Origin of the sequence: Thermus igniterrae ATCC 700962, assembly GCF_000376265.1 — a bacterium.
Lineage (GTDB): Bacteria > Deinococcota > Deinococci > Deinococcales > Thermaceae > Thermus > Thermus igniterrae.
Map to the genome: position 1 here is coordinate 75,081 of NZ_AQWU01000070.1, position 11,319 is coordinate 86,399.

Here is an 11,319-nt window from a genome sequence, read left to right on the forward strand (position 1 = left end):
GAGGAGGCGCGTCCACCCGGAGGGGCCGGGTCACCCCGCCATCTTTTCCAGGTTGAAGACCACCTGGCCCTCCTCGTCCTCCAGGGTGGTCTCAAAGCCGGGGAAGGTGCCTTCTCCGAACTCCAGGGCCAGCACCTCCTCGGCGATCCAGGCCCCGTGGCGGGCCAGGGCCTCCCGGTAGGCCCCCTGGGCCTGGTAGCCCACCCGGATGCGGTCGGAGACCCTAAGCCCCATCTCCTTCCGGGCCTGCTGCAGGTGGCGGATGAGGTCCCGGGCCAGGCCCTCAAGCCGCAGTTCCTCCGTCACCCGCACCTCCAGGGCGGCCACGTACCCGTCCTTCTCCAGGGCCTGGTAGCCCTCGGGGGCCTGGGCCTCGAGGAGCACCTCCTCGGGGGCCAGGGTTAGGGTCTCCCCCTCCACCAAAAGGGGCACCCCCTCCCCCTTCAGCACCAGGGCCGCCACCCTTTCCGCTTCCCTCTCCAGGGCCTCGCGGATCTTGGGGACCAGCTTCCCGTACTTCTTGCCAAGAAGCTTGAGGTTGGGCAGGACCCGGTAGCTCAGGATGGCCTCCCCGGGTTCCAGGACCCGCACCTCCTTCACGTTGAGCTCCTCGGCGATCTCCGGGGCGAAGTGCCTGAGGCCCTCCCGCTCCAGGGGGGTGGGGGCGGTGACCAGGAGGAGGGGGAGGGGGGTGCGGGTCTTGACCCCGCTCCTGGCCCGGGCGGAGCGGGCCAGGTCCACCACCTTGAGCACCGCCCGCATCTTGGCCACCAGGGCCTCGTCCACCCGGGCGGGGTCCACCTGGGGCCAGTCCGCCAGGTGGACGGAGAGGGGGGCCTCGGGGTCCAGGCTCCGCACCAGGTTCTGCCAGAGCACCTCGGCCAGGAAGGGGGTGAAGGGGGCGGTGAGCTTGGCCACCAGGACCAGGGCCTCGTAAAGGGTGGCGTAGGCGGACTCCCGGTCCAGGGGGTCCTCGTTTTTCCAGTAGCGCCGCCTGCCCCGGCGCACGTACCACTGGGAGAGGTCCTCCACCACGAAGTCCCGGAGGGCGCGGCTAGAGGTGGTGGGGTCGTAGGCCTCCAGGGCCTCCGTGACCCGGGCGATGAGGTCCTGCATGCGGGCCAAAAGCCAGCGGTCCAGCTCGGGCCGCGCCTCCGGGGCAGGGGGGTTTTTCAGGTCCGGCCGGTCCAGGTTGGCGTAGGTGACGAAGAAGCTGTACACGTTCCAGAGGGTCAGGAAGTAGTCCCGCACCGTCTCCCGCACCAGATTGGGCCCGAAGCGGCGGTCGGCCTCGGGAGGGGCGGAGACGTAGATGTACCACCTGAGGGCGTCGGCCCCGAACTCCCGCAGGATGTCCCAGGGGTCCACCACGTTCCCCTTGGACTTGCTCATTTTCTGCCCCTTTTCGTCCAGGATGAGGCCGTGGCAGATGACGTTTTTGAAGGCGATGGAGCCGAAGAGCATCACCCCCAGCTGGTGCAGGGAGTTGAACCAGCCCCGGGTCTGGTCAATCCCCTCGGCGATGAAGTCCGCGGGGAAGGCCTCCTGGAACTCCTCCCTGTGCTCAAAGGGGTAGTGGAGGGAAGCGAAGGGCATGGCCCCGGAGTCGTACCACACGTCAATCACGTAGGGTACCCGGCGCATCACCCCGCCGCAGGCGCACCGGAGCTCCACCCGGTCCACGTAGGGGCGGTGGGGGTCAAAGGGCTCGGGAAGGGGAGCGGTGGCCCTTTCCCTCAGCTCCTGGAAGCTCCCGATGGCCTCCTCTTTGCCGCAGTCCCCGCAGACCCAGATGGGCAGGGGGGTGCCCCAGTAGCGGTTGCGGCTTAAGGCCCAGTCCACCAGGTTCCTCAGCCACTCCCCGTAGCGCCCTTCCTTGATGTGGGGGGGCACCCAGTTGATCTCCTGGTTCTTCGCCAGGAGCTCCTCCTTAAAGCGGGTGTTGCGGATGAACCAGGTCTCGGTGGCGTAGTACATGAGGGGGGTGGAGCAACGCCAGCAGTGGGGGTAGCTGTGGAGGTAGCTTTCCTCCTTGAAGAGGAGGCCGCGGGCGCGGAGGTCCTTGAGGATGGCCCGGTTGGCCTCCCGGAAGAAGAGGCCCTGGAAAGGTTCCACCAAAAGCCGTCCTTCCTCATCCACGGTCTTGAGGAGGGGTAGCCCGTAGGCGCGGGCGGTCTCCAGGTCCTCGGCGCCGAAGGCCGGGGCCTGGTGGACGATGCCGGTGCCGTCTTCCCGGCTCACGTACTCCGCCAGGACCACCACGTAGCCCTTGTCCAGGGCCTGGGGATAGGGGGGGTGGTAGGCCAGGCCCTCGAGGTCCCGTCCGGCAAAGGTCTTCAGCACCGGGGCCTCTTCTCCAAGGAGCCGCTTCCCCAGGCCTTCCTCCAGGATCAGGGCCTCCTCGCCCACGGCGAAGGCGGCGTAGGTGTAGTCGGGGTGGACGGCCGCCGCCACGTTGCCGGGCAGGGTCCAGGGGGTGGTGGTCCAGATGAGGAGGCTGGCCCCCTCCAGGCCCAGCCTCTTGGGCTCCCGGAGGGGAAGGCGCACGTAGACCGAGGGGTCGGTGATCTCCTTGTAGCCCAGGGCCAGCTCGTGGGAGGAGAGGGGGGTGCCGCACCGGGGGCAGTAGGGCACCACCTTGTGGTCGCGGTAGAGGAGACCCCGGTCAAAGAGGGTCTTCAGGCTCCACCAGATGCTCTCCACGTAGGTGGGGTGGAGGGTGGCGTAGGCGTTCTTGAGGTCCACCCAGTAGCCCAGGCGTTCGGTGAAAACCTCCCACTCCTTCTCGTAGGTGAAGACGGACTCCCGGCAGGCCTGGTTGAAGCGCTCAATGCCATAGGCCTCAATCTCCCGCTTGTTCTTGAGGCCAAGCCTTTTCTCCACCTCCAGCTCCACGGGAAGCCCGTGGGTGTCCCAACCCGCCCGCCTGGGCACGTAGTAGCCCCGCATGGTCTTGTAGCGGGGAAAGAGGTCCTTGTAGCTTCGCGCCTGGGCGTGGCCCACGTGGGGTAGGCCGTTGGCCGTGGGGGGGCCCTCGTAGACGGTGAACCGGGGGCCACCCTGGCGGTTTTCCACGCTCTTCTCAAAGATGGCCTCCCGCTTCCAGAACGCCAGGACCTCCTCCTCCAGCCTGGGAAAGTTGGGCTCGCCGACCTCCTTGAACATGGCCACCTCCCTAAAAGGACGCCCGCGCCCTATGGGCGCGGACGAAAGCCAGCAGGGCTTCCGCGGTACCACCGCGCTTCCTGGGGGTGTCCCCAGGCCCTCGTTGGCGCTATTACGGGCGCACCCGGCGGGCATTACTCAGGGGGTTGCCCTTTTCCTCCCGCGGCTCCGGGGTGATCTTCCCGCCTTTCCTCACCACCGGGCTTCCACCCTCCCCGGCTCGCTAGGGGCTCTTGGAAAGGGGTACTCTCCCCATCCTCGCCTTTACAGCTTCCGCCCCCTGGGGTAAAATCCCCCGTTGGCGGCTAAGGCTATGCTAGCAGCCCCTCCCCCAGCTTGACAACGCCCTTCTCGGGTCTGCTAGACTCAGGCTAAGCCGGTACCCTTTCCGCACAAAAGGAGTTTGATCATGGAGCTTTACCTGGACACCGCTAACTTGGAGGAAATACGGGAGATTGCCGGCTGGGGGGTGCTTTCCGGGGTGACCACCAACCCCACCCTGGTGGCCAAGGAGTTCGCCGCCCGGGGGGAGCGCCTCACGGAGGAGGGGCTGGCCGCCCACCTACGGGCCGTCTGTGAGGCGGCCGGGGGCCCGGTTTCCGCGGAGGTGACGGCCCTCGAGGCCGAGGCCATGGTGACCGAGGGAAGGCGGCTTGCCGCCTTGCATCCTCAGATCGTGGTCAAGCTTCCCACCACCGAGGAGGGCCTCAAGGCCTGCCGGCGGCTTTCCGCCGAGGGGGTGCGGGTCAACATGACCCTGATCTTCTCGGCCAACCAGGCCCTCCTGGCGGCCCGGGCAGGGGCCAGCTACGTGAGCCCCTTCCTGGGCCGGGTAGACGACATCTCCTGGGATGGGGGCCAGCTCCTGCGGGAAATCGTGGAGATGGCTCAGGTCCAGGACCTTCCCGTGCGGGTCATTGCCGCCTCCATCCGCCACCCGCGCCACGTCACCGAGGCGGCCCTCCTGGGCGCGGACATCGCCACCATGCCCCATGCCGTGTTCAAGCAGCTCCTGAAGCACCCCCTTACGGACCTCGGCCTCAAGCGCTTTATGGAGGATTGGGAGAAGGTTAAGCCATGAGGAGAAAAGCGGAAGCCCCGGAGACGCCCCTCTCCTACCAGGAGCTCTCGGCCAAGATTCTGCCCGAGTTGCACCTCCTGGCCCAGGAGGCGGGCATTGAGAACTACAAGCGGATGAAGAAGGACCAGCTGATCATGGCCCTCCTGGAGAGGCAGACCCAGGGCGAGGGCCTGCAGCTGGTCAAGGGCTACCTGGAGATCAGCCCTGATGGCTACGGGTTCCTCACGGAAAACCTCTACAACCTGGAGTCCCGGGTGGCCATCGTCTCCGCCGGCCTCATCCGCCAGTACGCCCTGAGGAGCGGGGACCACGTGGTGGGCCGGGTGCGCCCGCCCCGGGAGAACGAGCGCTACGGCACCCTCCTCAAGGTGGAGGCGGTGAACGACCTGGACCCCGAGGCCGCCAAGAACCGCCCCCGTTTTGACGAGCTCATCCCCCAGTTCCCCGACCGGCAGATCCGGCTGGAGACCACCCCGGACGAGCTTTCCACCCGGGTGATTGACCTCCTGGCCCCCATCGGCCGGGGGCAGCGGGGGCTCATCGTGGCCCCGCCCAAGGCGGGGAAGACCACCCTCCTCAAGAAGATCGCCAACGCCGTCCTCAAGAACGAGCCCGACATCAAGGTAATCGTCCTCCTCATTGACGAGCGCCCCGAGGAGGTGACGGACTTCCGGGAGAGCGTCCAGGGGGCCGAGGTCATCGCCAGCACCTTTGACGAGCCCCCCCAGAACCACATCCGTGTGGCGGAGTTCGTCCACGAGCGGGCCAAGCGCATCGTGGAGGAAGGCGGGCACGTGATGATCCTCCTGGACTCCATCACCCGCCTGGCCCGGGCCAACAACCTGGTGACCCCGCCCACGGGCCGCACCCTCTCCGGGGGTCTGGACTCCGCCGCCCTCTACTTCCCCAAGCGCTTCCTGGGGGCCGCCCGCAACATCCGGGGTGGGGGTAGCCTCACCATCCTGGCCACCGCCTTGGTGGAGACGGGTAGCCGCATGGACGACGTGATCTTTGAGGAGTTCAAGGGGACGGGCAACATGGAGCTCCACCTCTCCCGCCGCCTGGAGGAGCGCCGCATCTTCCCCGCCATAGACATCCTCAAGTCGGGCACCCGGCGGGAGGAGCTTCTGCTGGGGGAGGAGGTGGTGCACAAGATGTGGCTCCTGCGCAAGGTCCTGGCGGACATGGACCCCGCTGAGGCCATGGAGATGCTCCTCTCCCGCCTGGGGCGCACCAAGAGCAACAAGGAGTTCCTGGCCTCCCTGGCGGCCCGCTAGGGGGTTTGTGGCCCTGGGGGGCGGGCTTTCCGCCCCCCAGGGCGTTTTGCCCCTTGCCTTCTTAGGGGTAGGGGTTGGTATAATCCCGGCGGTGGTTCATAGGGGGTTCTTTTTGGAGGTGCACGTTGCGGGGAATTAAAGGAGCGTTGGGCTTTTTTGCCCTCTCCGCTTTAGCCTTTGCCAAGGTTTCCATTCTGAGCCCTCTGCCCCTTCCCGAGGCCACGGTGGAGGTGGGGCGGGCGGCCAAGAAGGGGTGGGTCGTCTACCAGGTGAGGCCCGGGGACACCCTGGCCGGCATCGCCGCCCGCTACGGGGTGGACCCCAAGCACATCATGTGGTCCAGCGGCCTTAAAGACGACCGGCTCCAGGTGGGCCAGCGCCTGCAGATTCCCCTGGTGGCGGCGGAGGAGCGCCCTCCCCGGGTACCCCCGGGGGTGAAGGCCTACCGGGTGCGCCCGGGGGACACCCTGGCCTCCGTGGCCCAGCGCTTCGGCCTCACCCCTTTGGAGCTGGTCTCCGCCAACCCCTCCCTGGAGAGCCTGGACCGGCTGGTGGCGGGTAGCGTCCTCTACATCCCCAAGGAGGCCAAGGGCCTGGTGGTGGCCCTGCCCGAGGGGGAGACCCTGGTGGACCTGGCCCAGCGCTTTGGGCTTTCCCCCGTGCGGGTGGCCCAGGCCAACGGGGTGGAAAACCCCGCGGAGCTCCGCCCGGGAGACCTGGTCCTCCTCCCCGGCATCCAGGCCAGGACCACCTACCAGCGCCTTTTGGCCAAACAGGAGGCGGAGCGGCAGGCCCGCCTCGAGGCGGAGCGCCGGCGCCAGGAGGAGCTTAGACGCCTGGCGGAGGAGAGGAGGAGGCAGCAGGCCTTGGCCCAGCAACGTACCCGGCAGGTGCAGCAGGCCCAGACCCAGCGGCCCCAGGTGCGCCGGGTGAGCTACCAGGAGGGGGCCATGCGCTGGCCCCTTTCCGGTTTCCGCATCACCACCTACTTCGGCCAGCGGGGGGCCTTCCAGCGCTACCACACCGGGATAGACCTGGCCGCTCCCTACGGCACCCCGGTGGTGGCCGCCAAGGCGGGGCAGGTGCAGGTGGCGGGCTGGAGCGCCTTCGGCTACGGCTTCCACGTGGTCCTGGACCACGGGGGTGGGGTGGAGACCCTCTACGCCCACCTTTCCCGCATGGCCGTGCGGGCCGGGGACTGGGTGGAGGCGGGGGAGGTCATCGGGTACGTGGGCTCCACCGGCTGGTCCACGGGGCCCCACCTGCACTTTGAGGTGCGGGTGAACGGGGTGGTGCGCAACCCCCTGGCCTACCTGCCCTAGGGGAAGCCGGGGAGGGCCGGGGGCGCCGGCCCCCGGCTTTTAGGTTTAGCCGCTTGACCCGGTGGGCGGTAAGCTGGAGGATGGAGGACGGGATGGAGAAGGGAACCTTTCAGATCAAGACGGGCTTCGCCGAGATGTTCAAGGGTGGGGTGATCATGGACGTGACCACCCCCGAGCAGGCGGTGATCGCCGAGGAGGCGGGGGCGGTGGCGGTGATGGCCCTGGAGAGGGTCCCCGCCGACATCCGGGCCCAGGGTGGGGTGGCCCGCATGTCCGACCCCAAGGTCATCAAGGAGATCATGGCCGCGGTTTCCATTCCCGTGATGGCCAAGGTGCGGATCGGCCACTTCGTGGAGGCCATGATCCTCGAGGCCATCGGGGTGGACTTCATTGACGAGTCCGAGGTCCTCACCCCCGCCGACGAGGAGCACCACATTGACAAGTGGAAGTTCAAGGTGCCCTTCGTGAACGGGGCCCGGGACCTGGGGGAGGCCTTAAGGCGCATCGCCGAAGGAGCGGCCATGATCCGCACCAAGGGGGAGGCGGGCACGGGCAACGTGGTGGAGGCGGTCCGCCACGCCCGCACCATGTGGAAGCAGATCCGCTACGTCCAGTCCCTGCGGGAGGACGAGCTGGTGGCCTATGCCAAGGAGATCGGGGCCCCCTTGGAGCTGGTCCGGTGGGTCCACCACCACGGCCGCCTTCCCGTGGTGAACTTCGCTGCCGGGGGCATCGCCACCCCGGCCGATGCCGCCTTGATGATGCACCTGGGGATGGATGGGGTCTTCGTGGGAAGCGGCATCTTCAAGTCCGGGGACCCCAGGAAGCGGGCCCGGGCCATCGTGCGGGCGGTGACCCACTACAACGACCCCGAGGTCCTGGCCGAGGTGAGCGAGGACCTGGGGGAGCCCATGGTGGGCATCAACCTGGACCAGCTCAAGGAGGAGGAGCGCCTGGCCCGGCGGGGCTGGTAGGGGGAGTGGGATGGCCCGGGCGGTCTGCGGGATTTACGAGATCCACCCGGAGCGGGTGGAGCAGGCCCGGGCCGCCCTGCCCCAGGAGGCCCTCCTGCAGGAGGCCAGCCTTCTCCTGAAGGCCCTTTCCGACCCCACCCGTATGCGCCTCCTCCTGGCCCTGGGGGCGGCGGGGGAGCTTTGCGTCTGCGACCTGGCCCTGGTGGTGGGGGTCTCCGTTTCGGCGGTGAGCCACCAGCTCCGGCTTTTACGCCAGGCCCGGCTGGTGGCCTTTCGCCGGGAGGGCAAGCAGGTCTACTACCGCCTGGCCGATGCCCACGTGGCCCGGCTCCTGCAGGAGGCCCTGGCCCACGCGGAAGAAAACACTTGACCAACTGCTCAAATGATACTACCCTGGGGGCATGGAGACCCCCAGGGTGCGCGTTTACCAGGTAGAGGGCATGGACTGCGCCGACTGCGCCCGCAAGGTGGAGGGGGCCTTGCGGGCCGTCCCCGGGATCGCCAAGGTGGAGGTGAGCTTCCAAAGCGGCAAGGCCTACCTTCACCTCGAGGCCCCCGAGGCGGAAAGGGTGGCGGCCCAGACCCTCTCGGCCCTGGGCTACCGCCTCCGACCCGAGGGGGAGGCCGCGGAGGGCCTTCCTGGGCCCTGGCGCTGGGCGTTGCTCTCGGGGGGGTTGCTCCTTCTGGCCTTTCTCCTTTCCCGCTTCCTGCCCGGTTGGGGCGGCCTGGGGTACGCCCTGGCGGCCCTGGTGGGGGTCTGGCCCCTGGCCCGGCGGGCCCTCCTCGGCCTGCGGCAGAACCCCTTCAGCATGCAGGCCCTGGTGACCGTGTCCACCCTGGGGGCCCTGCTCATCGGCGCCCAGGCCGAGGCCGCGGTGGTGGTCTTCCTCTTCCTGGTGGGGGAGGTCTTGGAGGCCTACTCCGTGGCCCAGGCCCGCCGGGCCCTTTTCGCCCTGGGGGAGCTCCTGCCCCGGCGGGCCTACCGCCTGGGGGAGGCGGGGGTGGAGGAGGTGCCCCTCGAGGCCCTGCGGGTGGGGGACCGGGTGCGGGTCCCACCCGGGGAGCGGGTGCCGGCAGATGGCCGCGTGGTCTCGGGGGAGGCCCTGGTGGAGGAAAGCGCCTTCACCGGGGAGCCCCTGCCCCAGGCCAAAGCCCCGGGGGACCGGGTTCTGGGGGGTAGCCTGGTGGTCGAGGGGAGCCTGGTGGTGGAGGTGGAGCGCCACCCCAAGGAGGGCTTCTTGGCGGAGATGGAGCGCCTGGCGGAGGCGGCCCTCCTGCGCAAGAGCCAGGCGGAAAGGGTGGTGGACGCCTTCAGCCGGCGGTACACCCCCCTGGTCCTGGCTCTGGCCGCCTTCGTGGCCCTGGTCCTTCCCCTGTTCCAGGGGGACTTCCTGGGCCACGTCTACCGGGCCCTGGCCCTCCTCCTCATCGCCTGCCCCTGCGCCCTGGTGGTCTCCGTGCCGGCGGCCATCGCCGCTGGGGTGGCCCGGGGGGCCAAGGCTGGGGTGCTCTTCAAGAGCGGGGCCGCCCTGGAGCGGCTTGCGGGGGTGCGGCACCTGGCCCTGGACAAGACGGGCACCCTCACCCTGGGGCGCCCGCGGCTGGTGGAGCTTCGGCCCCTGGGGGAGGCCTCGAGGGACCTCCTGCCCCTGGCCAAGGCCGTGGCCGAGGGTTCGGGCCACCCCCTGGCCCGGGCGGTGCGGGAGGCCGCCATCGGGCTTCCCTCCCTTCCCGCCGAGGCCCACCGCACCGTGCCGGGCCTGGGTGCCTTTGCCCGGGTGGCGGGCCGGGAGGTGGGGCTGGTGCGCCCCGAGGCCTGGCCCCTTACGGAGGAGGCCATGGCCCTGGTGCGGGCCTGGCAGGCCCAGGGGCGCACCCTCTCCCTTCTAGTGGAAGAGGAGAGGCCCCTGGCCCTCCTGGCCTTCCAGGATGAGGCCAGGCCCGAGGCCGCCCAGGCCCTGAGGGCGCTTCGGGGGCTGGGCCTCAGGCCCCTCCTCCTCACGGGGGACCGGGAGGAGGCCGCCCGGGCCCTGGCCCAGGCCCTGGGGCTGGCGGAAGGGGAGGTGCTGGCGGGTCTTTCCCCGGTGGAAAAACTACAGGTGGTGGCGGACCTGGCGGAGCGGGGTGGGGTGGCCATGGTGGGGGACGGGGTGAACGATGCCCCTGCCCTGGCCCGGGCCACGGTGGGCCTGGCGGTGGCCGAGGGCACCGAGGCCGCCCTGAGGGCCGCCGACGTGGGCCTTCTTAGCCTAGCCGCCCTGCCCAGGGCCTTTTACCTGAGCCGGAGGACCCTGGCCGTGGTGCGGCAGAACATCGCCTTGGCAGTGGGCCTCAAGGGCCTTTTCCTCCTCACCACCCTTCTCGGGCTCACGGGGCTTTGGCCCGCGGTCCTGGCCGATAACGGGGCCCTTGTCCTGGTGACCCTGAATAGCCTCAGGCTCCTTTGGGCGCGGGTGTAGGTGGGGGGCTAGGACCAAAAAACGCAGGACGGGGGACGAACCCCCGTCCTAGTTTTGGCGGTTGCCCTGCAGAAGCCCCTGTATCCCCGTCAAAGCAAGGGGCAATGACAGCCGCCCTCACTCCGGAGGTAATCCCCTTACGGGGCTAAGGCTTTTGCAACTCCCCGATGTGGGCTACGGCACGCAGATGAGTTCGCTACTCGTAGCAATCCCCTTACGGGGCTAAGGCTTTTGCAACCGGGGAGGAACCCCAGCTCCACCTGGGCGGCCAGGGGCGCCGTGTAGCAATCCCCTTACGGGGCTAAGGCTTTTGCAACAAGGGAAAGGATGAGCAAGAGGAAGGTCTTCAAGGTTCTGTAGCAATCCCCTTACGGGGCTAAGGCTTTTGCAACGTCTATGAGGACAGCATCATCATTGCCGGACCGAACGGGTAGCAATCCCCTTACGGGGCTAAGGCTTTTGCAACAGGCCCTGGCAGCTTACGGGCATGCTGCGGCCCTGACGGACAGGGTAGCAATCCCCTTACGGGGCTAAGGCTTTTGCAACAACGCGCTTCCAGTGGAGGCACGGCGCCCAGTGATGTTCTGTAGCAATCCCCTTACGGGGCTAAGGCTTTTGCAACTGCCTACCAGGAAGGCATTCTGGAGGGGTTGAAGATGTAGCAATCCCCTTACGGGGCTAAGGCTTTTGCAACTGAGGAGGAGGCGCACCAGCTCAAACTGCACCAGATTGGTGTGTAGCAATCCCCTTACGGGGCTAAGGCTTTTGCAACTGCGCGTACCCGCCCATTTGAGGGCCCTCGTGGAAGCACTGTAGCAATCCCCTTACGGGGCTAAGGCTTTTGCAACACATTGGATAGGGAATAAGGTTCCCTATCCGCGGAGGTGAACGTAGCAATCCCCTTACGGGGCTAAGGCTTTTGCAACGAGGGTTCGCTGGCGGGAGGGAACCTGTCCCCAGTGGTAGCAATCCCCTTACGGGGCTAAGGCTTTTGCAACTAGTCATTGTGGTCCCCATGGCTGTCTCCGTGGTCTATATGGG

The 11,319-nt window shown here is 68.2% G+C and carries 7 protein-coding genes and 1 CRISPR repeat array; of the genes, 6 read left to right on the forward strand and 1 reads right to left on the reverse strand.

What is annotated here, in order from left to right; genetic code table 11:
- Window positions 1-30 precede the first annotated feature (30 nt).
- Window positions 31-3,165, reverse strand: a complete 3,135-nt coding sequence (ileS, locus tag B128_RS0109975) for an isoleucine--tRNA ligase (RefSeq protein WP_018112130.1) — start codon at window positions 3,163-3,165, stop codon at window positions 31-33.
- Window positions 3,166-3,574: 409 nt separating this feature from the next.
- Between ileS and fsa the strand changes: the two genes are divergently transcribed.
- The 6 genes from fsa to B128_RS0110005 all read left to right on the forward strand — a co-directional run bounded on the left by fsa (window position 3,575) and on the right by B128_RS0110005 (window position 10,278).
- The gene (gene fsa, locus B128_RS0109980) at window positions 3,575-4,246 is read left to right on the forward strand and encodes a fructose-6-phosphate aldolase (protein ID WP_026175174.1); all 672 of its coding nucleotides are present in this window, start codon (window positions 3,575-3,577) and stop codon (window positions 4,244-4,246) included.
- Window positions 4,243-5,523 (forward strand): transcription termination factor Rho, encoded by a 1,281-nt coding sequence (gene rho, locus B128_RS0109985; protein ID WP_018112132.1) that lies wholly within the window; start codon window positions 4,243-4,245, stop codon window positions 5,521-5,523. The genes fsa and rho overlap by 4 nt, the downstream gene beginning before the upstream one ends.
- Before the next feature lie 125 nt (window positions 5,524-5,648).
- Window positions 5,649-6,845 carry a M23 family metallopeptidase gene (locus B128_RS0109990; protein WP_026175175.1) on the forward strand — a complete coding sequence of 399 codons (1,197 nt, stop codon included), beginning with the start codon at window positions 5,649-5,651 and terminating at the stop codon, window positions 6,843-6,845.
- A 92-nt stretch (window positions 6,846-6,937) separates the two neighbouring features.
- The gene (gene pdxS, locus B128_RS0109995; RefSeq protein WP_026175176.1) at window positions 6,938-7,819 is read left to right on the forward strand and encodes a pyridoxal 5'-phosphate synthase lyase subunit PdxS; all 882 of its coding nucleotides are present in this window, start codon (window positions 6,938-6,940) and stop codon (window positions 7,817-7,819) included.
- Between the two features lie 10 nt (window positions 7,820-7,829).
- The gene (locus B128_RS0110000) at window positions 7,830-8,189 is read left to right on the forward strand and encodes an ArsR/SmtB family transcription factor (protein ID WP_018112135.1); all 360 of its coding nucleotides are present in this window, start codon (window positions 7,830-7,832) and stop codon (window positions 8,187-8,189) included.
- A gap of 31 nt (window positions 8,190-8,220) precedes the next feature.
- Window positions 8,221-10,278, forward strand: coding sequence for a heavy metal translocating P-type ATPase (locus B128_RS0110005; protein ID WP_018112136.1), 2,058 nt, complete (start codon window positions 8,221-8,223; stop codon window positions 10,276-10,278).
- A gap of 125 nt (window positions 10,279-10,403) precedes the next feature.
- Window positions 10,404-11,276: direct repeats of the CRISPR family, unit length 36 nt; unit sequence GTAGCAATCCCCTTACGGGGCTAAGGCTTTTGCAAC.
- Window positions 11,277-11,319: the final 43 nt, after the last annotated feature.